We start from the raw sequence: 23721 nt of genomic DNA on the forward strand, positions 1-23721 counted from the left end.
TTTGAGCAGGGTGATTTGGTCTTTGAGCTATTCGCCATAATCGCGGGTAAAGATCTTACCTAGATGAACGACCGCCTCTTCCAAACCACTGCGCCAATAGGGCCAGTTGTGCCCACCTTCTCGCACCATGAAACGATGACGGATCCCCGCAGTTTTTAAATCCAAATGCAGGTCAGCATTGCCTTCGAAAAACGGATCGTCCGCCCCAACATCTATGAAGATCCGCGGCACCCTTCGAAACCCGGCGGCATCGGTTTCGGCAACGACTTGAGGCAAATCACTGTTGGCCCAGGCCTCGTTCAAGCGGGCATCGCCCTCTAATCCCTCACCCCATGCCTTGCCATATCGACTTTCATAGGCGGGTTGGTTCAGCGCCGTAATTTGCTCAGCCGTTCTAAACGCCCCGCTCAGGGAAACAGACCCGGCAAACACATCGGGATAGCGCAGCGTATACGCTATGGCCGCATGTCCGCCCATGGAAATACCAAGCAAGCCGCGCGACTTGGACGACGACATTGCACGATAGCGTACCTCCATCAAAGGCACGAATTCTTGCAAAAACATGTCTTCCCAATTATGCGCCCCATCCGCGTCGTTCATGAAATATGTGGCGACTTCATTGGCGGCATCACGCCGCCCATCTGGTGCAATGGCGATGAAGGGTGGCACCATGCCCTCTTCAATCAGCCGATCAAAGACAGTGTCGGCCCCGGCTAGTGAAAACCAGTCAAAAGGCGCCCCGGTGCCCCCCCCATGCATCAGGTAGATCACCGGATACGACCGACTGTCAGTGTCATAGCCCGGCGGCAGATAAAGCGCGTAACTTACAGGTTTTTCCAAGATCGTGCTTGTCACCGTCGTATCACTGCGGACGGTGCCATGGGACATGTCCGCCATTGTAGGTGCGCCGACGACTGTGCATGCAAGCATTGTGAAAACGAACGAAGGAATGTTGACGGGCATTGCAAGCCTTTCCATTTTCTCTAGAACTTCAGCCGGTAGGACACGCGAAACGTGCCACCAAGCGGCCCCGGTTCTGTGCTTGTGGACCCGTTCCAAGGCCAACGATTGTTAGCATAATTCGCATATTCAATGCGAATGTCATCGGTCAAAGCATAGGCCGCAGTATACACATAATCTGGGTCCCAAGGCTCTTGACCGCTTTTGGGGTACGCATAAATCGTGCCACGAACCGTGAGTTTTTCAGTCGCACGGATCCCGCAAGACAGACCGAAACGGTGATCGTAGTCCTGAGGTACGCTCACAAACGATGAGCACGCCAAATTTCTGGTTTCACCAAGTGGCAGATTAGGCAGCTTTGCCGACAACTGGAAACTGCCGCTGCTGAACGCGTTTAGCAGGTTCCCGCCCGGATCACTGAACTGCGCTGAGTAACTTGAATACCCGAGCGTGAGCCAATCCGTGAACCGATAGGACAAGGCATAAGTGAAATTCGGGTCCCAAGGGGCTTTTTGATCCTGAACGCGATAAGCAATCACAGACAACCGCAAAGACAATCGTTCGGTCAGGCGCGCGCCGCAGCCGAAACTGGCCGTCTGTTTGCCGAATTCCTTGCTGCCGTCTTTGTAATCGTTGAACTGCAAACCGAAGACAGCGCTGACAGAACAGCTTAAACGGAACTTTTCGGCCAGAGTTTCGCGAGCTTTCGGTTCATTGGTCGCTTTAGGTTCTGCTGTAGGTGTCGGTGCTTTGCGATTTGTCAGCACCGGGATCACGACCGCTGTTGGTTCCGGCGTCCAATCCTGTTGCAGTTCTTCATTGACAATCTCTGCCTCGGCTGGGGTTAATTGCGCAACTTCGACCTCAACTTCTTCAGGTTCAGTCGGCACTGACCGAACCGGAGCTTCCAAAACTGCACCGGCGACGGTGGGGATGCTCGGCTGCGAGGCCAGAGCGGGCTTTGCTGCACCGGTTGACAGGCCTTGTCCTGACAGCGGTTCGGATGACAAGGCGGCGGGCGCGGGCGATGTCGGTGCCGAGGGGACGAACACAGGTTGCGCCGGCGGGTACTTCCCCGTCATGATCCAGTATGCAAGCGTCTGCGCCAGAGCGCGCCCATCGGTGGTTCCCGGCTCCACAGGCGAGGGAGAATTCGCCGTCACAGTTTCCGTGCTGCCATCAGAACCGGAGATGACGCAACTTGCTCGGGTCGGGCAATCAATGCTGTAATCCGCTGCGGAGTTGTCGCGATCAGGAAGAACAAGAGCAGATCCGTCAGGGAAAAGCCGATAACTCCATGACCCGACGCGCCCAATCTGAAAACGGGACGAGAAAAAAACATTCGGACTGTCCCGCAATATTTCCTGCGCACCCGGCGTAAAAAGGACTGACGTGTCGACCGATGCGGCGGGGCTGCCTGCCTCCTGTCCGGACGATTGCGAAACAGCGGCGTTCATTGGAATGAAACAAGCAAAGCTCACCATGGCCACACGAGCCATCGGGCGGGTCGCTCGCCCGATGAAAGTCATTGGTTACACAATTCCAGATCGACTTGGCGAATAGCTTCTTCGATGGACAGATCGGCAGCGTCCGGCCCAAGATAGGCAACCAATGCGGCCCCGGTCCGCCGACCCATCAGCCCGTCAAGCGGCCCCGGATCTTGTTCTGCGATAACAAGCAGCCTTTGAAGGGTTAGCACTGGCGGGCCCTCCTGCACCAACTGGAGGCCGCAATCTGCTGGCGGCTGCGGCGACGCCTCCGACTCTGGTGACTCGAGGCGCGGGTTTGATGAGGGGTTTGGATTGCTGTCGCCATCCGAACTTGGCAGGGTCGCCACAGTTTCAGTCTGTGGCGTTCCCGCGTCATCCAGCGTCGGGCTCACGGACTCTGGTAACGTCTCTACACTTATCGTGTCGTCGGTGTCTGTTCCGTTTTCAGAGGAAATAGACGGCTCTGACAAAGCTTCCGCACCTAAAGCCGGTTCCGTGGTTGCCTCGTCTTGCGCCGACGTTAACGGCTGTAGCGGCCGTGGCTCGCTATCCGAAGATTGTTCATCAGGCGTTTCGTCTGATTGCTCTGCGAGCAAGAATGACGGAGGAATAGCCGCGCCCCGTTCTGCCTCTTCGTCCTGTAGGGTTGCGGCCAAGTCTTGCTCCGGCTCTGGGATCTGCTCCACCTCGACCACAGCGGGCGGCGCGTCGGGAAGCGGCACAGGTACGACTTCTGGGGTGGTCCACAGGCTTTCCACGGCCTCAGCTGTGATATTTGCCCCCAAAAGACACCGCCCCAGCACTTCTGCAATCAAAACTGCCAATTCAGGTGCCGCATCACTCGGTTCTGTCACGCAAGTTCGCGCTTGTTCATCGCACGATACCTCGACCCGCCAATCGTTCATGCGCGGGGGCGACCCAACTGTGCCGGTCAGATCAGGAAAGAGCTGGTAAATGTAGTCGTGGATTTGACCCTCTTGCCATCTGCCCGGAAAATTTGCCGCAGGAACATCGGCATATCTGGTCACGACGTTTTCGGCCGCTGGCAATGGTTTATCAAACGCAGACGCCACACAGGGCGCCTGCGCAGTTGCCATCAGCGGATAAACCGCGGCCAAAAGCGAGGTCGCCATCCATCCACCTAGTGATGTCATTTTTCATCCCTCATCAGGGGGCCATCCGCCCGGAATGCGATAGATGCAAGTACGACAGCATTTGTGTTCGCTGTGTACGAGTCGTTCACCTCTCCGCCGTTTTCATAAATGCCTTCTGGCCATCCACGTTCCTTGTTTTCCATGGGAACAATCGCATCGACCAATTCGCTTGTGTAATCTGTGGCAAACAATGCATCCCACCCAAACGCGGCCTTGGTACTGAGTGTGCGACGACTGTCCGCGCGATCCCCTTGAAACGTCAGTACCGCCCATGGCTGCCCACCACCCCAAACTGACGCATAGGCAAAGTATGGCTCAACGGTAATGTGCCCTTCGCTCACGGCAGTCAGGATTCCGGTCTTGCGATAGCGCAATTCCTGCGCCCGATAGACAGCCGTACCAAACAAACGTGATCGGGTGTCAAAGCCGAATTCCAATCCGTCGAAGAGATAAGGCTCGCTTGTGGTCAATGCCGGCACTTTATTGCGGTTCAAACGCGTGTCGACCGGGATTGGCACGCCTTCAACATCCTTGACCATCAGATTGCTCCGCACTTCCAATGCCATGGATGCGTCATACCCCAACAGCATCATCGCCTTGGCGGCGTATTGTTCGTATCCGACGCGGCCCTCTTGATTTTCGCGCACAACTCCATCGGAAACATTCGTACCAATCAATTCGCCTTCGCGTACGACGCGGTCCAGATCCCAAAGGTCGAACAGATCTTCAACTGCCGTCGCCTGTTCAGGATAGTTATGTTGCACAATGACCAAAGCGGCGACAACGCGCGCAACATCCAGCGCTGACCAGCCCAAGCCAATCGTGGTAGGGTTGTTGCCATAATCGACCATCTGAAGACTGCGAGTGTCGTACGCCTTGTTGGGCAGACTGTCTTCGAACAAAACCATTTGGCCAAGGCTTTCGATGACCTTCGCGATCCGTTGCGCCGCTTCATCGCGGCTCACAATCGCCAGACGTTCCGCCGATACCGTCGCGATCAAATAGGACCCTGTTTCCCACATAGTGGTCGATGGATACTTGTCGGCCGAACCGGCCAGCCCTGTCACGGGATCAGTATTGTTTTCGAAATAGCGCCATGCGGTGCGGGCATAGTCCAGATACTCGGGCGTCACCGACCCCGTTATTGCCAGAGGCAGAGGGACCATTTCATCAAACCGTGACATGGGGTCTTCTTCGCGCGGCATGAGTGACACCTTTTCAAGCCCATCAAGGTAAACGACCAGCGCGAAACCACAAATCAGCGCAAGAACAAAGATGATATGACCTCTTGCCCGGGCCAAGTTTGTCTTAAAGTCCATCTTCGTTTTCCTTTCCGTCGATTTCGCCGGGCTGCCACATCGCCGCGAAGATAATGCCTGACATTGCCAGACAGTTGTTCAAGCCCCAAAGAATGTTCGTAACCACACCCGTTAGGGAATGGGGCGTGTCCATATCGGCCGAAAGCGCCACGACAGCCCAAACCGACGACAGAAGCGTCAGAACAACAATTCCGATTTGCGGCCGCACAAGGTTTAAAAACTGACCTGACTGGCGGTCTTTCGGTGTCACCGGAAAGGAAATTTTCTTTCCGCGCAGAACAGTTCCAATAGCCCGCAGACCTACAGGAAAAAAGGCGAGATAACTGGATTTACTGGCGTACCCTGCGACCCCCCAAGTCCCTAACATCATGGCCAATTCCAAGGTAATCAGAAATGGAACAATGTGAAGGAAAAAGGTCGTGCTATAGGCCGAGACCGGCGACAGGCCTGTACCCAAATACAAGATCGGCGCAATCAGGAAAATGAAGTTCCAAATCGACCCCAAGTAAGACCAGAAGGTCGAACCATACATCATCCGCTGCGCAAAGGTCAGGCCGGGACGAAACAAAGGGTTGTCATTTATAAGAATATCAAGGCTGCCCCCAGCGTATTTGTAACGCTGAATTGTCCACGTGAGCAGATCCTGCGGTGATAGCATCTTGCTTTCAATCGTCGGATGAAGCACCGACTTCCACCCGCGTTCGCGGTCGGAATGCAGCACGATCGATGTGTAGATGTCCTCCGAAACATGGAACCGGTACGGGGTCAGGATTTCCGACACGACGGCCTCGGTGCGCATCGCTTCCATCAGTTCCGGCGCGACACGGTTTTCCTTGCTGGACAGGGTGATTTCTTCTTCAGATGCAATGACGCGTTCCTCAACGCTGGCTCCGAACGACCGCAACGCAGCCTCCATCACGGCCTCGCGGCGGTGGATCGACCCTGCCCCACAGCAAAAAGAAGCATTTGCCCAATTCCGGCGCCGTTGGATCACGTCATAAAACATCTGCGGGTCGTTGACGAAGGGATCTTCGCCCAAGTTCACTTTGCCAAAGACCGCCTCAATTCCGCATCCCAGCCGTTGGCCAATGGGGCCAAATTTCCGACCCAACCGCACAGGGAGACGCTCCCCTGCTGGCAGATCATAAAACCATTGCGGCGTCTGAACCCATGCCATCTTTGGATCGCGAAAGTGGCCAAGCGTCCGTTCCAGAATGGTTGGGAATGGCCTTGTGTCGGCATCGCAAATAACCATCAGATCGCCCGAAGTCTGCTCCATCGCGTTGCGCAGGTTCCCGGCTTTGAATCCTTCGTTTGTGGTGCGGCTGATGTAATTGACACCTTCTTCGTCACAAACCGCCCGCATTTCTGGTCGGCGTCCGTCATCAAGAATATGGATACGCACATCAATTGGATGTGGGTATCTGATAGCCTTGGAATCTATGATCCCGAGCCTGACCAGTTCCGGATCTTCATTGTAGGTTGCAAACAGAATATCGACCGCGATGGGCCGTCCCGCTTCGGGGCTGTTCGGAACGATATCTTCAATCAACGCCGGGGCGGGAATGTCGGGGATCGGTTGATCTTTCCACAAATTGTAGACGAACAGGATCAGCCCGATGAATGCCAGCGTTTCTGCCAACGCAAGCGCAACGGAAAACCACATTGCATCGTAGTTGAGCGAATGCATCCAGCGCCATGTTATATACCATGCACCGATGACCAAACTCAGCGTTGCTGTGAATTGCCAAAGTGCTTCGCGCCAAGGCGAATAGGGAAGCGGTTCGGGTGGCTGCCGGTCTTCAAACGCGTTAAAATAGTCATCCATGACGTTATTTTGCTCCCGGCACGACTGAGCTGCGCCGCCATTCCCACGGCGCCGGGCCCAAGCCAATGGTCCAAGCCGTTGCCTTCAGTTTTCCGATACCTATCGCCAGCAAGAACGATCCGGGCAATGCAAATGCGTAGCGGGACGTCACGATCAGCCATGGGTCCATCATTTTTGACAAACCGGTTGTCACGACAAACACGTCGTAAACATCGATCACGAGGGGATGCACCAGATAGACACCGAACGTGTATTTCGCCAGCAGGCTCCAGCGCGGTGACCAGTTGCGGTACTGACCGCCCATGAACAAGCAAAACATCAGGAGAGGCATCAGAAAATGCCCATAGAAATCCCATCCACCCCGGACGCCCCAATGGCCAGTGAACAGGGCGACCCCGAAGAACGGCAGGGTGGCGATGTACGCCATCGCAGCAAAGTAGAAGCCGCCTTTGCGGATTAACTTGGACTCACCGCGCGGGATCCCGTCTTTCCAAAGGCTATAGAGCGCGAAGGCCGCCAACCCGTAGCCGACATAGCCCATCACCTTGGTAAAGCGGACGAGGTAATCGCGCAGCAGCGGATCGAGGCCAAGGCTCCAGATATATGCCTGAATATGGTTCATCGCACCCAAGGTTGCAAAAAGCGCAATTCCTAGAATGGGGTAGCGCGTTCCAAGCCGCATAACGGGGAAGAACATGAACAACGCAAACAGTGTGGGAAGGAAGTGCATGTGATACTGCGACTTGCCCAGTACAAAGTAGCTGACCCACATCTTCCAATCCGAGAGTTGCCCCCAGATATACGGCGCATAATTGAATGCATCCGCTTTCAGCAATCGGAAGAACGCATAAAATACTGTCCAGACCGCGAAGGGGACCAAGAGGCGGCGGGCCTGTTCGCCCAAGGCCGGGAAATACCCCGGCCGGTGACGGTCGACGCGCATCGCCATCAGGAACAACGAGAACATGAAGAACATCTCAGAGCCGGAAAACTCGGCCACCGAGCGCAGGAAAACCGGGACGAAACGCTCGCCCGTTGTTGCGTCGGGAAAGATGCCCCCTGAAAAATCCGTTGTACTATGGATCAGCACCACGCCCAGAGCGGCGCAAACACGGTTTGCATCAAACCAGACCAGACGGGGTTTTTCTGCTGCGCTCACTGGAAGGTTACCTGTGCACGGCACGATTGGGGCAGAATGATGACAGGTTCTGGAAGCGGTAGGTTATGCTCTTCCGGGCGGCAATCCGTCGCTGCAATGCCAGTCTCTTCCGGGATTGGGCGGCAATATTTGAACTCTGACAAAGGAACAGTTGGTTCTATTTCAGGCAGGTTCTGACAATCGCAACACGCAACTTCTTGGATCAACGGGGTTGGCAAGCACTTCAGTTCACGCACATCGGTTTCCGAATACGCCATGTCCCAGACCTGGGTATTTTTGTTCCGAAGTTGCAAGATCGGACCTTGGGCTTTGTAAAGAAGCCCCGCCAATATGATGCCGTTATTGTTCGCCGTCTGAAGCGGGATAAACCCGTTGCCATTTTCGTACACGCCTTCGTAGAAACCACTATCGGCAGTGGATAGGTCGGCCACCGATTCAAACAAAAGGTCGGTGTACGGGGTATCCCACAAGGCCCACATGCCGATAGCCGCTTTTGCGGCTACCGCGGCCCGGTCGGGCTGATAGACGCCGCTTGGGTCAAGAGTATTCCATGAATACCCATCCGCAAAGATCGAGTCATAGACGAAGTATGGTTTGCCATCGACCTGATGCTCTGAGCGTGCGGTCATGATGCCGGTTTGCTCAAATCGGTACTGCTGAACCAGATAAATCCGCTGGGCGAATTCTGCTCGCCACCCGTGGCTGGCAACGCCTGGGCGCACACGCGGATCGTTTGGAAGGTTCCAGCCCAACTCCAAACCATCAAGAAGATAGCTTTCGGTCAAAACATAGTTCTGGTTGTGAAAGATGCGGGGATCGCGGCCGTCATAGGGTACATCAACGCCATAGATGCGCGTATAAGCCATCGGCTCCGGCGCAAGCGCTTTTTCGACGTCAAAACCCCAAAGAGCAAAACCTTTCGCCGCGTACTCTTCGTAACCCAGCCTGCCCTCCTGAACATAACGGGTTTCGCCGTTTCCGCCCAGAATTGTACCGAAAAGCCGCCCGTCTTCGTTGACCATTTTGCAGAAATTCCACCGCAATGGCACGCTGTCGACGGCGTTTGCCAAATAGGGATAGCGTTCTTTGATGATCTTCAGCCAAACCATGAAGCGACCGATGTCCAACACCGAAAAACCGACCTCGCCGGGTTTGTTCGCGTAGTTCACCTTTTCCCCGGTTTGTGTGTTGTAAACTTTGTTAGGCGCTTCGCCCCGAAAAAGGTCCAGATTGCGCATCGTCTTGATCAGCAATGTGGCGCGGCGGTCGAATTCGCGTTTATCGATAATGCCCAATTCACGTGCAGCGACCAACGCACTCATATATGACGCCGTATCCCACAGGGTTGTGGACGGATAGGAGCCCACGGCGTTGACAAGCCCCGTCTCAGGCTGGAACCGTTTCACGAAATATTGCCACGCCGTTTCGGCCATGGCCATTTCCCGATCTGTTAATGGGCCATGTCGTCCGAAATGGGTGCCGACCAGATTATCCGAGGTTGGCGAGATCGGTTCAGACGGCAAGTCATTATCTATCAACAGCTCTGACAGAGCCGGCAAACTGATCGGGGCGTTCGGGTTCGGAGCTTCTTGGGCATCGGCGCCATTCAAGACCCCGGCTAGAAAATACGTTCCGACACCAAGAACCAGCGTTCTTAGAATGCTTTCATGTCTCATGTATCTACTCCCGAAGATAAGTGCGGCTCGTTCATTTCCGTTTTTTGAAAACGAGATTTCAATTGGACACAAAGTCCCGACACTTGCTGCAACACGTCTGCAATGTCCGGGTCGTTTGGTTTTGGTGGTTTGTCTGCTGTTTCCAGTGCGCGCGCCTTTTCTGCCAAAACGGGACATCCAAACAGGCGGGCTATGCCAACAATGGAATGAAAGGATCCTTCGAGCGCAGCATCGTCTTCTGCTGTCCCAGTGCAAAACGCTTCGATGACTGCGATGTGGCGATCCAAGTCGCTTGCGCCTGCTCCAAGCATATCCGGGACGGCCTCTTCACCTAGGTTCGCCGCCAGCTCTTCAATCGCGGCTTGTAGCGATTGAATCTCGTCAAACGTATCGCCGCCGTGATTTGGATCAATTGCACCAGTCTCTGGCTCCGATGGAGGCAAAGTCGCGTCAGAGGCAGCCTTTAAGGTCTGCCAGCGCACAAGCGTGTCTCTCAGCACGGCGCGTGAGACAGGCTTGGTCAGTATGTCATTGAATCCAGCCTGCACGCACTTGGCTTTCTCATCAGGACCGGCATGCGCAGTCAGCGCCAGAATTGGAATATCGGCATAATCACCGCCAAGCGCCCGAATACGCCGCGTCGCTTCCAGCCCATCAAGAACGGGCATGGAAATATCCATAAGGATCACATCGTAATGCTTGGTTTCCGCTGCGCTTACAGCTTCTTGGCCGTTTTCGACAAAATCGCCGCTTTGCCCCAGGATCTCCAGCATTGACTCGGCAACGACAAGATTGATCGAGTTGTCATCTGCCACCAAAATTCGCATGGGCGCGAGGTATGCCTCAGCCTCGGTGGCTTGATCGACATTTGCATGTTCCGCGAGCTTAACGGGCAATTCCAAACTAAATGTGGAACCTACGTTAACTTTGCTTTCAAAACTGAGCGTCCCCCCTAACAACTTGGCAAGGCTTTGACTGATGGACAGGCCAAGCCCGGTGCCCCCGAAACGCCGCGTGTATGACGCATCAAGTTGATTGAAGCTCTCGAATACCTGATCGTGCTTTTCCATGGGAATCCCGATCCCGGTATCAGAAACGGAAAAGCGCAGCCGGATTTTTTCGCCTTGTTGCTCGGAGACCGCTGCAACAGACAGGCGAACACCGCCTTTCAGAGTGAACTTCACAGCATTTCCGACGAGGTTCACAAGGATCTGACGCAATCGCCCTTCATCGCTGTTCACCCACTCCGGCACGTTATTGTCGATGTCATAGGTCAAGCTAAGACCTTTGGCGTGGGCATTTTGCGAGTGAAGTTTCACGACACTTTCAACCAACACCGCCAGCTCAAACGGTTCAGGTTGTATATCCAACCGACCAGCTTCGATCTTCGACATGTCCAAAATGTCGTTGAGAATGGTCATCAGAGAATTTGCGCTCGACATGGCTACGTCGACATTCGTCTGTTGGCTTTTGGTCAGCTCCGTATTTTCCAGCGCCGCCAGCATACCCATCACACCATTCATTGGGGTGCGCAGTTCGTGGCTTGCTATGGCAAGGAACTGACTTTTGGCTTCATTTGCGCGTTCGGCTTCTTCCAATGCAGCGCGCAAAGCCTGTTCGCGTTTCACATCATTTGTAATATCACGCAACGCTCCGGTTAAGGAATCAGGCGCGCCGTTTTCATCAAACGACACTTCAACCGTGCCGCGCACAACCAACAAGCCACCGTCCGTCACAACAAACTTGGTATCAAATTCTTGCCTTCTTCGGCTCAGCGGCTCGCCGGGCTGGATAAGCTCCGCCATCATGCTGGTAATGCGATCAACTTCATCTGGATGAACGATTTCTTCCAGAGACATCGGTTTACTCGTCGGATCAAGGCCAAGCATTTGGTACAGTTCTTTTGACCAGACCCGTTGCCCCGTTTTGATGTTGCGCCGAAAACTGCCAAGGTTCGTAATCCGTTGCGCCGCAGCTAGGCGGCGTTCGCTCTCGCTGGACGCGCGTTTAGCTGTCTCCTCTGCGGTAACATCCCGTACGGTCGAGACCATCAAAAGCGGCTCGCCCGCCGCGTTTGCCAGCAATTCGGATTGCGACTCGAGTTCTAAGATGGCGCCATCGCTCCGATATGCGCGATATCTCACAAAGCGTGGTTCAGGCTTGCCACTGACCGCTGACCGGGCCAAGGCTTCCTTCTCGCTGGCAACAACCTTGGGCACATCTTCCGGCACCAACAATTGCTGAAAACGCTCTCCGTCCATTTGGCCATCTGGTTCCAGACCATAAATGCGCGCGAATTCGTCGGACCAAGTAACAAGATCCTTTTCAAAATCCCAACGTACCGTACCGATATGGGCGATGCGGTGCGCCTCGGCCAATTCTGTCACAGCGGTTTGCAATGTGTCCCATGTCCGGCTCAATTCGCGCCGTTGAAACCAAAGCGTCGCAAGAGTTATCATCCCCAGAACTAGAAGAAAAAGAGCGAAACGTTGCCCAAGCACGCTTAACTCTTCGATCCGGGTCCGTTCCATCGAAGCGACACGCCCGAGTCTGTGCATCGCATCAAGGACATAGCGATCAAGGTTCGCACCCTCCGTTTGGACGGTGCGGGCCAAATTGGTAAACCCGAGATCTACTTGCTCGCTTGACCCTTCAATTGCGTCCAGCCGACTTTCAAGAAATCGCTCCAAACGGATTAGATCTTCGGCCCGCGACGGCAAGTTTTCGGTCGCCCCAGGATAGGCAAGAACGACACGAACCCTGTGAAGCAAGAGTTGGCTGCGTTCTCTCAACGGCGTGTCAGCTGCAGGTGTGCCTTCAAGCCTGTCGCTTGCGGCGGCCCGCGCATCGTCGAGCGCCAGATGAAGCGAGAACAATTCACTGCGCAAGGCAGACGCATTCACCGTATCAAGATTGTTTTTCAACAAGATCGGAGCCACGGCCAAGGCTGAAATTACACCCAGAACGACAATGGCGACCCCAATGGTGATAACCTGACCTCGCCATCCATGCCGCATCTCATTGGGTTTCACTTCTCCAACTCCGTCGAATTCGAGAAACGCAAAAACAAGCGGTTGATGCCGTTTTCGGAAGCGTATTCCAGACTGTCGGCGCATGCCTTAATGAGAGCAATCCCTCGTCCGGACTCTGCAAATTGGTCCAAGTCGTCCAGATCGCTGATGTTCGCAATCAATTCAGGCGGCACCGGTGTTCCCGTTTCGCTTATGACCACGACCAGACCGTCGTCTTTTGGCTGCAAATCGATCGCGACACTTTCGTCTTCTCGTCCGATCATCCCATGACGTACGACATTGGTCAGCGCCTCAGAGATCGCAATTTCGAAGGCAACCACCCGGTCCGGGTCCAGCACTGTTTCCGCAATGGCCTTCAGCTGCAACACCATCGGATCGACGTCGTCGATTTTGGCCGCCATACTGAAGGTCATTGGTTTCATCCCTGCCCTTGCAATGTCTTTAGCGCGTCCGCGACGTTTGGATATGTGGCGAACACACGATCCATCCGAGTGATGCGGAACATTTGCGCGACACTGTCGGACGGCGCGCACACAACGATCTCGCCCCGGTTGCCGACTTTTTTGAGCACGCCCACAAGCGCGCCCAGCCCCGAGGAGTCAACAAATGTGACTTTTGACAAATCGATGATCAGTCGATCATGGCCACCGTCAACAAGTTTTGAAACCTCTGACTTGAAGTCACCTGCAGTGGCCGCTGTCAGTCGCTCGGTCCCTGGCACAACGACGCAGATGCCATTTTGATGGATGTCCGATTGGATCATTTGCTGGAACTCCTTTCGAGAGTAAATACTGTCAAATCGTCTTCAAGCGGGTCGCCGCTGCGCCACTTTGTAAGAGCCTCAGTGACGACTTTGGGAACCTGGGCCACGTCATCTTTGGCCACGCCCGCAATTAACTGCATCAGTCTGTCTTCACCGAACGGGGTGCCATCCGCGTTTTCAGCTTCTGTCGCTCCGTCGGAATACACAACAAGCGTGGCACCCGGCTCAAACTGCACTGTGCCATTTTCATATTCCAAATCCGGAAGCAAAGCGACTGGGAACCCGCCGTCCCCAATGGCTGTCACGCCCTGATCAGAAGCGATCATGAACGGCGACGGCGCCCCAGCTTGGCAATAGGTCAACGTCCCGGTTCGCTGGTCCAATACGCCGCAGAACATTGTGAAATAGTCGGATCCTTCATCGCTGTAAAATCGCGCGTTGAGTTCCCGAACAAGCGCAGCCGGATCATGCTCGCCTGAAGGCGTCAAAGCATAATTGGCAAAGAAGTCGGCGGATACCAGATGCCCTATCGCAACCGACAAAAGCGCGGCATGAACCCCGTGTCCGGCTACATCGACGGCATAGATACCGACGGCTTCATGGTTCAAATCAAAGCAGCCATACATATCACCCGACACATACGTAGATGGCACAAAGGACGACGTAAAACGGCAGCCTTGGATTTCTATCCGTGGGTCTGGCAACAACCTGCGTTGTGCATCGGCTGCGGCATGAAGGTCCGCCTCAATCCGCTCCTTGGCTTCGTTCAGGATACGGTTACGTTCTGATAGGGCTTCCTCGTGTTGAACCAAACGCGCAGCAGCTTTGATCCGCACGGTTAGCACCGCCGCATCAAGCGGCTTTTGCATGAAGTCATCCACACCGGCTTCTAGGGCAAGCCGGCGGTCTGCTCCCTGATCCCTGCCCGTGACCATAACGATGTGAACGTAATAGCCAAGGTCAAGCGCGCGCACTTGCTGCGTCAATTGATGCCCATCCAAGCCGGGCATCTTGAGATCGCACACAAGGATGGGTGCTTTTGAGTCTTGTATCAATTTAAGCGCTACATCGCCATCTTCGGCCTCTAGCGGGGTATGGCCAAGCCGCTTTAGAACGGTCGATGTGAAAATTCGCTGCGAAGCATCGTCGTCGGCCACAACAATTAACACGATGTCTCCTCTCAGCTATGGTGTGCCTTCAAGAACGGCAGGGTTTGATAGCAGGATGTATCTCGCCCGCTAACCTGCCTTCCATTGATAAGCAAACCACCTCTTTTCTATATGATATACCTCAAGCTATCCACTTTTTGCGGCACGATGGGATCAAACTCATCGCACCAACCTTTCAACCTAGACGGATCGTGGCGAAAAAGCCACGCGAACTGACCTAACACGTAGAAATTGAGTTGATGCGGAGCGTCAAAACTACTTTTTTTGAGCCAAACACCTCGTTCCCAGCGATATTTTGTCAACGTCGAGTTACGGACCGACAGGCAATTGGCCCCGCGCCTCACAGCAGCGGCCATCTACTTCACACCCTTTATGAGAGTTTCCTTTTTCTGGGTGTAATTCCTGCACTGAGGCCGATCGCAACATCACGCGCAAAGGCGGCCTGTCATGCCATGCAAAGAACCGCGCCCGCCAGAGCAGGCGCAAATGTCACGAAACCGTTCTGTTCTAATGGCGTGGCAGACATTTCAGAATCTTGGCATTCTCAGGCACACGACCGAGTTGGCAGATATCACAGCTTGAGAAACCGAAAGTTCTACAACGCTTATTCTGCACAGGCGATGGTTGCCACCAATCTCACGAAAAGTCTGCCGATCCATTAAGGCGCTCAAGAGACGAGGCTCTTATGCGAACTCCTCCTCAGCCTGCGCAAAATGCTGAGTGTTGAGCCGGATAACAAGCGCAATCATAAGCAATTGGGCAAACACCGCGATGCCGGTCAGACTCCAATAGATAATGTCAAACTTTGCGATCAAGCCTGAAGCCACCAGACCTTTGTTTACAAAGAAATGAAGCATCACCGAGATGGCGACCCCAGGACACACCAGCGCATAGGATCCGGGTGAGATGGCGCTACCAAAGACGAAATCATCAAAATAGCGCTGTCGCAGCAGAACAAGTGTTCCCAGCATCAAAAACAGCATCTGCACAGTCAGCAATCGTGCCAGAAACACCATCGTTTCACCTGCGCTTGTGTGCACATCAAAGGTGGTGTGCAGCCCATGTTCCTGCCGCAAGAACATAATTCCCAGCACAGTAAGAATGGGAACGATCACCATCAGTGTCGGCCCGGCTTCTCGGGCCGTTCCGTAGTGCAGCATCGAATTAAAAGCGGTGACTGATGCAACAACAGTGTAAAGGATCGCAGCGAAGCCAAAGAACGTAGACAAGACCAGTGAGATGCCGACAACGGCACTCATGGTGCTCATCGCCGCTGGCGCCGCAAGGCCAACGGCCACCATCGCAAGGGCAAAAGCGGGCAACAATTGCGCAAACGAATTGTGTGCCGTGACATCGAACAATCCGCCCTTGGTCAGCACGCGCCCGAGGAAATCCCCGATCAGCCGAAGCGCCCAAACACCGATCGCCAGAAACGCGACCATGGCCGCTGGAAAGAGGAATTCAACGATCAACCACAAGCCCGGAACAAAGACCAATCCCAAGATAAACAGGGCATTGACTGTCATGGCCATCGCCAGCGGCGCCGCAAGCAAAGTAGTTTCGCCGTTCGAAGTGCGAAGCTTGGCATAAGCTTCAGTTTTACGGAAACCAGACAGCGCTTTCATATTCCAGAAAAGGGATTTTACATTCATGAAAGCGAAGATAGCGATTCCCAGCATTGCCACGACGACGGCGATTTGCAGTGACAGGGTATCGCCCATCAAGACGGTTTGCATATCTTCGAAAATTGGAACGGGCCTGCCGGGATGCGGCACCCAGAACATCAGATACATGAAGAACGTGACCGTCAGACCGCCTGCCCCCAATGAGGCCAAAAAATAGAGTGGCGAGTATTTTTCTGCGGGGCGTATGTCGGGTGCCAACATTGGTCTTTCTCCAAATATCGTGTCACGCGTGATGCAGTGACGAATTTTGACCCGCAACATATTCTTTTTTGTGAATTTGTATTTGACCCAGATCAACAAGCACGATCGAGCTGAAAAGCGAAAGATCGCGCAAAACAAGGGGCATTGTGCGCAACCCACTCAAACTTTCCAGTCAAAGAGACGTCCCCGCCCTAGCCTTGCTTCACACGCTCCGACTTGGGGTCATACATCGGTTTCAGCGAGGCTTCGGCCGATACCCGCCGTCCCGCGACTTCTATTTCATAAGATGACGCAAGCAATTCCGAAGCGGTTTCACCCTTGCACGGCAAATATCCAAGTCCAATCGCACCGCCCAGCGTATGCCCATAGCTTCCGGATGTCAGATGACCGACAATCTCTCCGTTCCGGAGTATTGGCTCTGCATGGTACAGAAGTGGCTCAGGATCTTTCAGCCGAAACTGAAGCAATCGGCGTTCCAGTCCGTTGTCGCGTTTACGTTGCACGGCATCACTGCCAATAAAGCTGGGTTTATCTTTGCTCACCGCAAAACCGAGCCCCGCTTCAAGGACATGATCTTCACAGGTGATGTCATGCCCGAAGTGTCGGAACGCCTTTTCTATCCTGCAACTGTCCATCATGTGCATCCCGCACAGTTTCGCGGCCATTGCTTCGCCTGCCGCATTGACCGTTTCAAACACGTGGCCTGCCATGTCAGAGGGCACGTAGATTTCCCAACCCAGTTCCCCGACATAGGTCACGCGATGAGCACGCGCCAAACCCATCCCGATTTCAATAACTTGCGCCGTGCCAAACGGGTTCGCGATGTTGCTGAAATCATTCGGCGACACGGCTTGCAGCAACTTTCGGCTGTTGGGCCCCATAATGGCCAGAACCGCTTCGCCAGCCGTCACATCGGTGATAACAACACGCTGGTCGCCCACATGGCGGCGCAACCACGTCTCGTCTGCCAATCGGGTCGCAGCAGGCGTCACAACTAAATATACGCTGTCCGATAGTCGCGTTATCGTTACATCCGCTTCGATCCCGCCGCGCGAATTCAAGAACTGAGTATAGACGATCTTGCCGACAGGCACCGACATATTGCCGCCCGCAACATGGTTCAAAAACGTCTCGGCATCCGCGCCCTCAACGCGCAACTTTCCGAACGACGACATATCATAAATACCGACGTTTTCTCGGACAGCTCGGTGTTCTTGCGCCCTGTTTTCAAACCAGTTTTGCCGCTTCCAAGTATAATTGTACGCGGCACTCTGCCCCTCGTTTGCGAACCAGTTTGCGCGCTCCCATCCGGCCAGTTCACCAAAAACCGCGCCCCGCGCTTTGAGATGTTCGTGAAACGGCGACCGGCGCACGCCGCGCGCGGTGGTCTTTTGCAAAAACGGAAAGTGATCGGCGTAAAGCAGACCCAGTGTTTCCTTTGAACGTTCAAAGAGATAGGTTTTATTGCCCTGAAATGGCTGCATCCGCGAGATGTCTACATCCCCAAGATCAATGGGCTTTTCGCCCTCATCCATCCAAGTGGCCAACGCCATACCAGCACCGCCAGCCGATTGAATCCCGATGGAGTTGAACCCGGCCGCAACCCATACATTGTCCATCTCAGGGGCAAGCCCAAGGTGATAGGCGTCATCCGGCGTGAAGCTTTCCGGACCATTGAAGAATGTCTGAATTCCCGTCTCTGCCAGGATCGGAAGGCGATTGACCGCCCATTCCAGGATCGGCTCAAAATGGTCAAAGTCCTCTGGCAGCTGATCAAATTCAAAACTCTCTGGGATACCGTCCATCCCCCAGGGCTTTGCCTTTGGTTCAAAAGCCCCCAACAGAATGCTACCCGCATCCTCTTTGTAGTAAGCGCATTCGTCGGGTACGCGCAGGACGGGCAGTTGGCTGAGCCCCGGTATCTTTTCTGACACGATGTAGAAATGTTCGCAGGCATGAAGCGGCACGTTGGTTCCCGCCATTTTGCCAACCTCGTGGCCCCACATCCCCGCGCAATTGACCACGTGATCACAGGCAATCGTGCCTCTGCCCTCTTCGCTTTGCCAATTGACGCCTGTCACCCGCCGACCATCACGGCGTAGATCGGTCACTTTCACCCTCTCGAAAATATCGGCGCCGCGCAGCTTCGCCCCCTTGGCAAGCGCCAAAGCAATATTCGACGGATCACCTTGGCCATCGAGGGGAAGATAAACGCCCCCCGTGACCCCGTCACAGTTCAGGTGCGGGTACTTTGCCTTAACCTCGTCCGGCGTGATCGGCTCCACCTCGACCCCAAAGGCTCGTGCCATGGACGCTTGGCGCAATAATTCTTCATGCCGCTCCGCAGTAAGCGCCGCCGTGATGGACCCAACACGCTTGAACCCCGTCGACATGCCGGTTTCGGCTTCAAGATTGCCGTAGAGTTCCTGACTGTATTTGGCCAAACGGGTCATGTTCTGTGACGCGCGTAGTTGTGCAATCAAGCCAGCCGCGTGCCAGGTTGTGCCGCTGCACATTTGCTTGCGTTCCAACAGAACGACGTCGTTCCAGCCCAATTTTGTAAGGTGATAGGCAACAGACGCGCCGATGACTCCGCCACCGATAATGACGACACGGGCATGAGGGGGAGGAATGCTCACAGGGTCATCCTTTTCAAAAATATAAGGTCAGGCTTTAAGGCGCGTGTTTTCGGGGTCCCAAAGCGGCTGGTGTGGTTGGACAGTGGCGTTGTATCGGGTGCCGAAGATTTCAACCTCAAGCGCAATGCCGGGAACGGCCAGATCGGCCTGCACCATGCCAAGCGCAATCGAAGCGCCCACACGATACCCCCATTCGCCCGACGTCGTTTCACCAACGATCTGATCTTCGTGCCAGATGTTGGACATGTAAGGCGCGTCGCAATCGCCAGCATCAACGATGAGCGTCACAAACCGCTTGCTCGGACCTGTCTGCGCCTCGGCTTCCAAGGCCGCCTTACCGGGAAAGTCCTGCCGCTTGTCAAACTTGATGAACCGCTCCAACCCGGCCTCAACAAGGGTGTAATCGGTCGAAAGATCGCCCTTCCAAGCGCGATAGCCCTTTTCGATCCGCAGCGCGTTCAGCGCAAACATCCCGAACGGGGTTGCGCCCGCCGACATCACCGCCTCAAAGATCGCCGGCATGTCTTCGAAAGATGCGTGGACTTCCCAACCCAATTCACCGGCGAAAGACGCACGCACCAACATGGCGGACCGCCCCGCAACTTTGGCCTGCTGATGGGTTAACCAGCCCAACGTCAGATCAGCCTCGGCGATCTGGTCGAATAGGTCGCGCGATGCCGGCCCACATACGATCAGGGTCGTGACATCGCGGGTGCAATCCTCAAGCATCAGCGCATCAGGCAGATCCCGGTTCAAAACGTCAAAATCGTGCCATTGCGCGCTGGCTGCCGTGATCAATGTGAACTGGTCTTCGCCGTGCCGCAGAACGGACATTTCTGTCAGAACGCGACCGCGGTCATTCGGGAAATACGCCAGCCCCATGCGTCCGATTTTTGGCAAGGCACCTGCGATCTTGCCGCGCAAATACTCTGCGGCCCCCGGCCCGGACAATTCGAACCGCGAAAACCCCGGAAGATCCAGAACCCCAACGCCATCGCGCACGGCTTCACATTCCTCCTTGATCCGTTGTTGCCAAGGGCCCTTTCGGGTCCATGTCTGGGTCGCGCTTTCAGATGTGTCGTCGCCGTCCTTTGCGAACCAGTTCGCTCGTTCCCAGCCATTGTAACTGCCCATTTGTCCGCCAAGCGTAACGATGCGGTCATGGACTGGCGACAGTTTGCGGTCGCGGGCGGCGGGCCACGCGTGGTGCGGAAAATGCATCGCATATTCGTGGCCATACACTTCCATGGCTTTGTCACGACAAAATGCTGGGTCGGTGTAGTCGGTGAAGCGGCGCGGATCACAGGCCCACATGTCCCATTCCGTTTGGCCTTCGGTGATCCATTCGGCCATCACCTTGCCTGCCCCGCCGCCCTGGGCGATCCCAAAGGTGAAGCTGTGTGCTTCAAAAGCGTTGGGCACACCGGGCATCGGGCCGATCATCGGGTGACCATCCGGCGCATATGGAATGGGGCCATTGATGTTTCGGGCAACGCCTTGGCTGCCCAGCAAGGGAACGCGCGCCATCGCGTCCTCTATGTACCATTCAAGCCGGTCCAGATCGTCGGGATAAAGCTGGAAACTGAAATCATCGGGCATGGGGTCGTCGTCGGTCAGCCAATGCGCCTTGCAGTTCCGTTCATACGGCCCAAGGTTAAGAGCACTCACATCCTGTCGCAGATAGTAAGAGCTGTCCACATCGCGCAAAATGGGAAGCTTGTGCCCCTGCGCTTTTGTCCATGCCTCAATCTCGGGAATGGCTTCGGTCAGGAAATACTGGTGCGACATGACTGTGGCCGGAACGGGCCGCCCCCCAAAAGGTACGAACCAATCGCCCACACGCGGCGCATAGTAGCCTGCCGCATTGACCACGACGTCACAGCGAATATCGCCCTTTTCCGTATGAACGACCCACTCGCCATTGTCGCGGGAAACCCCGGTGGCCGGAGTGAAACGCGCAATTTCCGCTCCCAAGGCCCGCGCGCCCTTGGCCAGTGCCTGCGTGAGTTGCGACGGATCCATATCGCCGTCCATCGGGTCCCAAAGACCGCCTGCCAAATCATGCGTTTCCATGAACGGATGATACTCTTGCAACTCGGACGGGGTGCAGATCTTCAGATCCATGCCCTGATGCCGTCCCATCCCGGCGACCCGTTCAAATTCGCGCATCCGTTCGGCGCTGTGGGCAAGGCGCACGGACCCGGTGACATTGTAGTTCATGGGGTAGTCGACCTTCTCGGCCAGTCCGCGATAGAGAGCGAGGGAATACCGCTGCATGTTCATGACGGCCCATGACCCGGAAAAGCTTGGGCAGTTGCCAGCCGCATGCCAGGTCGATCCGGCTGTCAGTTCATTCTTTTCCAAAAGAACGCAGTCGGTCCACCCGGCCAGCGCCAGATGATACAGTGTTGAAACGCCAACGACCCCGCCGCCAATGATGACCACACGTGCTGTGTCAGGTAGGGACATAAAAAGGCTCCTCAGTAAACAGGGGGGGAAATGATCCAGATTGCGATGGCAGGAACGGCATAGGGATTGGCCCATCGGTAACTTTGACCGCGCACCCGAAAGCTGTCGCCCGCACCCACCGTGAAACGGTCTTCATCAAGCCAGATGTCCAGTTTTCCAGACGCGATCCAGGCGAGTTCCTGCGTCGCGCGTGACAGCATCTCTGTGCGCTGAGCACCCGGCTCAAAGGTCGAATGAATAACCTCGAAACTGTCGGTCAGATCGGGCGACAACAGCGTTTCGGTCAAACCACTTTCCCGCTCGCCAATGACCCGGCGCCGGTTCTTGCGCACGATACGCCCTTGCTCAGCCTCGGGCGCGTCTGCCTGCCCGAAGAACAAGGAAATCGGGACCTCAAAGGCCGCGGCAAAACCTTCGAGATCGGACATGGTCGGCGTTGAAATGTCTCGCTCGACTTGGCTAAGCCAGCCGACAGACCGCCCAAGCCGCTCTGCCAGTTGCCCAAGCGTCATCTTTCGCGTCGTGCGCAAAGCCCGAAGGTCACTGCCAAGAGAACTGAGGGACTGCGTCACGCGAAAGCCTTCATGAATATTTCAATCCATTTTTCACCGCCCGCCCGTGAAAAAGTCAAACTATTTTTCACGGACGCGGATTTTTCGCCACTGGATTAAAGGTAATTTTGTCATGCGTCAGCCGCACCGCATGTTTTCCATGCACTTTCAGGACCGCAGCAATCGGCCATGCGGGAACTGTGCTTGCGTCTTGGGGCCCTGCCAGACTATCTCCCGCCATCCCTCGCATCAGCGATCCCTCCTTGCAAAACGGCGTATTCCTCATGAACCCTACGTACCTCGTCACCCATTCCGGCGGCTTTCACGCCGACGAAGTGCTTTCCAGTGTTATTCTCACGCGCCTGTTTCCCGATGCAGAAATTGTACGCAGTCGCGCGCCCGAGTGGATTACACCGGCCGAAGATCGGATTATCTATGATGTTGGCGGGGCATATGATGCTGACCGGATGATTTTTGATCATCACCAACGCGGTGCACCAACCCGCGACGACGGCGACCCATACAGTTCGTTTGGTTTGATCTGGAAACACTTTGGCGAGGCATATTTGCGGGCTTCCGATGTTCCTCAGGCCGATATTGCCCAAGTGCACAACTCTTTCGATGGCAGCTTTGTCTTGCCTGTGGACCTTGTCGACAATGGCAAGCTCAGCCCCTCCGAAGCCGGGCCCCTGTCGTCTCTGACCCTGCCCGGCTTGATTGAAACCTTGAAACCGGTTTTTGACAATAAAGACCCGGATGCGGAACTGACCGCATTTCACACCGCCGTTGGCATTGCCCGCAGCTTCGTCGAAGCCCGTGTCGCGCGCAGTGCCGCAAAACTGCGCGCCGAGGCTTTGGTTCATGAGGCCATTCAGACCACGGGCACCGGGCGCGTTCTTGAATTGCCAATGGGCATGCCATTCCGCCCGGCAGTGGTCAAAGCCGGCGCCGATCACCTCCTGTTCGTCATCACCCCGCGCGACAAGGACTGGATGCTTGGCGGGATCCGTAAATTCGACGAAGGGTTTGAGCAACGCGCAGACCTTCCCGCGCACTGGGCCGGATTGACGGGCTCAGACTTGGAAAACGCGTCTGGCGTCAAAGGGGCCGTATTTTGCCATAACGGCCGCTTCATAGCTGCGGCACAGACCCGCGATGCCATTCTGGCGATGGCCAAACTCGCTGTTGAAAGCGCTGAGCAGGACGAGAAGACAACGAAAGCCGCTCAGCTTCGTTGAACGGGCGTACGGCTCGGCAATTGACGCATGCCGAGCGCGGGCGGAACGTTGCAGGCAAAGTCAAATGTCAGGCAGATCGGTTGTTGTGTTTTCAACCTCGTCCGCGTGGATCACGCGGTCGCGGCTGCAAAGGGCGCACCCAACAACACCCCAACCTACGGCATGCGCGTTTAGAAACCGCGCCAGAGATAGCATTCTGTTCTGAGTGTGGTTCTTCGCGCGCCATAATCTGCTTCTACGTTAAAACAGATTTAGCTGGTTGCCGCCTGCAACTTGAACTTTGACAAAAACGGGCCGCAAGCTGCGATGATATAAAGACCCGCAAAACAAGGATCCAGCTTTGGCGCGTTGCTTTCCGATCAAAACGAGCCTTCGGGCCCAGCCATTT

General features: G+C 55.2%; 16 protein-coding genes. 1 reads left to right on the forward strand and 15 read right to left on the reverse strand.

Translation table 11 applies throughout. The annotated features are described in order from the left end of the window. Positions 1 to 27 precede the first annotated feature (27 nt). The 15 genes from E2L05_RS05145 to E2L05_RS05215 all read right to left on the reverse strand — a co-directional run bounded on the left by E2L05_RS05145 (position 28) and on the right by E2L05_RS05215 (position 22116). Positions 28 to 963 (reverse strand): alpha/beta hydrolase, encoded by a 936-nt coding sequence (locus E2L05_RS05145; RefSeq protein WP_165971691.1) that lies wholly within the window; start codon positions 961 to 963, stop codon positions 28 to 30. A 20-nt stretch (positions 964 to 983) separates the two neighbouring features. Further along, positions 984 to 2489 (reverse strand): hypothetical protein, encoded by a 1506-nt coding sequence (locus E2L05_RS05150; protein ID WP_133341828.1) that lies wholly within the window; start codon positions 2487 to 2489, stop codon positions 984 to 986. After that, positions 2486 to 3604, reverse strand: a complete 1119-nt coding sequence (locus E2L05_RS05155) for a hypothetical protein (protein WP_133341829.1) — start codon at positions 3602 to 3604, stop codon at positions 2486 to 2488. Before E2L05_RS05155 ends, E2L05_RS05150 begins: the two co-directional genes overlap by 4 nt. Beyond that, positions 3601 to 4923, reverse strand: a complete 1323-nt coding sequence (locus tag E2L05_RS05160) for a DUF3131 domain-containing protein (RefSeq protein ID WP_133341830.1) — start codon at positions 4921 to 4923, stop codon at positions 3601 to 3603. The genes E2L05_RS05155 and E2L05_RS05160 overlap by 4 nt, the downstream gene beginning before the upstream one ends. Further along, positions 4913 to 6751 carry a glycosyltransferase gene (locus E2L05_RS05165; protein ID WP_133341831.1) on the reverse strand — a complete coding sequence of 613 codons (1839 nt, stop codon included), beginning with the start codon at positions 6749 to 6751 and terminating at the stop codon, positions 4913 to 4915. Before E2L05_RS05165 ends, E2L05_RS05160 begins: the two co-directional genes overlap by 11 nt. Positions 6752 to 6755: 4 nt before the next feature. Further along, positions 6756 to 7910 (reverse strand): acyltransferase, encoded by a 1155-nt coding sequence (locus tag E2L05_RS05170; protein WP_133341832.1) that lies wholly within the window; start codon positions 7908 to 7910, stop codon positions 6756 to 6758. Next, the gene (locus E2L05_RS05175) at positions 7907 to 9586 is read right to left on the reverse strand and encodes a DUF3131 domain-containing protein (protein WP_133341833.1); all 1680 of its coding nucleotides are present in this window, start codon (positions 9584 to 9586) and stop codon (positions 7907 to 7909) included. Before E2L05_RS05175 ends, E2L05_RS05170 begins: the two co-directional genes overlap by 4 nt. After that, positions 9583 to 12618, reverse strand: coding sequence for a PAS domain-containing hybrid sensor histidine kinase/response regulator (locus E2L05_RS05180; protein WP_165971692.1), 3036 nt, complete (start codon positions 12616 to 12618; stop codon positions 9583 to 9585). Before E2L05_RS05180 ends, E2L05_RS05175 begins: the two co-directional genes overlap by 4 nt. Continuing rightward, entirely contained in the window at positions 12615 to 13031 is a 417-nt protein-coding gene (locus E2L05_RS05185) for an ATP-binding protein (protein WP_164686896.1), read from the reverse strand. Before E2L05_RS05185 ends, E2L05_RS05180 begins: the two co-directional genes overlap by 4 nt. Before the next feature lie 5 nt (positions 13032 to 13036). Further along, entirely contained in the window at positions 13037 to 13381 is a 345-nt protein-coding gene (locus tag E2L05_RS05190) for an STAS domain-containing protein (RefSeq protein WP_133341836.1), read from the reverse strand. Beyond that, positions 13378 to 14550, reverse strand: coding sequence for a PP2C family protein-serine/threonine phosphatase (locus tag E2L05_RS05195; RefSeq protein ID WP_243721876.1), 1173 nt, complete (start codon positions 14548 to 14550; stop codon positions 13378 to 13380). Before E2L05_RS05195 ends, E2L05_RS05190 begins: the two co-directional genes overlap by 4 nt. A gap of 683 nt (positions 14551 to 15233) precedes the next feature. Further along, positions 15234 to 16436 carry a TsoY family (seleno)protein gene (locus E2L05_RS05200; RefSeq protein ID WP_133341838.1) on the reverse strand — a complete coding sequence of 401 codons (1203 nt, stop codon included), beginning with the start codon at positions 16434 to 16436 and terminating at the stop codon, positions 15234 to 15236. A 191-nt stretch (positions 16437 to 16627) separates the two neighbouring features. After that, the gene (locus E2L05_RS05205) at positions 16628 to 19075 is read right to left on the reverse strand and encodes a GcvT family protein (protein ID WP_133341839.1); all 2448 of its coding nucleotides are present in this window, start codon (positions 19073 to 19075) and stop codon (positions 16628 to 16630) included. 27 nt (positions 19076 to 19102) lie between these two features. Beyond that, positions 19103 to 21544 carry a GcvT family protein gene (locus tag E2L05_RS05210; RefSeq protein WP_133341840.1) on the reverse strand — a complete coding sequence of 814 codons (2442 nt, stop codon included), beginning with the start codon at positions 21542 to 21544 and terminating at the stop codon, positions 19103 to 19105. A gap of 11 nt (positions 21545 to 21555) precedes the next feature. After that, complete coding sequence (locus E2L05_RS05215) at positions 21556 to 22116, reverse strand: helix-turn-helix domain-containing protein (RefSeq protein WP_243721877.1); 561 nt, start codon at positions 22114 to 22116, stop codon at positions 21556 to 21558. A gap of 263 nt (positions 22117 to 22379) precedes the next feature. On the opposite strand from E2L05_RS05215, the gene E2L05_RS05220 reads away from it, so the two are divergent. Further along, positions 22380 to 23333 carry an MYG1 family protein gene (locus E2L05_RS05220; RefSeq protein ID WP_133341842.1) on the forward strand — a complete coding sequence of 318 codons (954 nt, stop codon included), beginning with the start codon at positions 22380 to 22382 and terminating at the stop codon, positions 23331 to 23333. The last annotated feature ends 388 nt before the right edge of the window (positions 23334 to 23721 follow it).

Source organism: Meridianimarinicoccus aquatilis (genome assembly GCF_004358675.1).
Lineage (GTDB): Bacteria > Pseudomonadota > Alphaproteobacteria > Rhodobacterales > Rhodobacteraceae > Meridianimarinicoccus > Meridianimarinicoccus aquatilis.

Excerpts from the sequence above, each read along its gene's own strand:
- E2L05_RS05220 (WP_133341842.1), top strand. The coding sequence starts at position 22,380 with ATGAACCCTACGTACCTCGTCACCCATTCCGGCGGCTTTCACGCCGAC.
- E2L05_RS05200 (WP_133341838.1), bottom strand. The coding sequence starts at position 16,436 with ATGTTGGCACCCGACATACGCCCCGCAGAAAAATACTCGCCACTCTAT.
- E2L05_RS05210 (WP_133341840.1), bottom strand. The coding sequence starts at position 21,544 with ATGTCCCTACCTGACACAGCACGTGTGGTCATCATTGGCGGCGGGGTC.
- E2L05_RS05150 (WP_133341828.1), bottom strand. The coding sequence starts at position 2,489 with ATGACTTTCATCGGGCGAGCGACCCGCCCGATGGCTCGTGTGGCCATG.
- E2L05_RS05190 (WP_133341836.1), bottom strand. The coding sequence starts at position 13,381 with ATGATCCAATCGGACATCCATCAAAATGGCATCTGCGTCGTTGTGCCA.
- E2L05_RS05155 (WP_133341829.1), bottom strand. The coding sequence starts at position 3,604 with ATGACATCACTAGGTGGATGGATGGCGACCTCGCTTTTGGCCGCGGTT.
- E2L05_RS05165 (WP_133341831.1), bottom strand. The coding sequence starts at position 6,751 with ATGGATGACTATTTTAACGCGTTTGAAGACCGGCAGCCACCCGAACCG.
- E2L05_RS05175 (WP_133341833.1), bottom strand. The coding sequence starts at position 9,586 with ATGAGACATGAAAGCATTCTAAGAACGCTGGTTCTTGGTGTCGGAACG.
- E2L05_RS05185 (WP_164686896.1), bottom strand. The coding sequence starts at position 13,031 with ATGACCTTCAGTATGGCGGCCAAAATCGACGACGTCGATCCGATGGTG.
- E2L05_RS05160 (WP_133341830.1), bottom strand. The coding sequence starts at position 4,923 with ATGGACTTTAAGACAAACTTGGCCCGGGCAAGAGGTCATATCATCTTT.
- E2L05_RS05145 (WP_165971691.1), bottom strand. The coding sequence starts at position 963 with ATGCCCGTCAACATTCCTTCGTTCGTTTTCACAATGCTTGCATGCACA.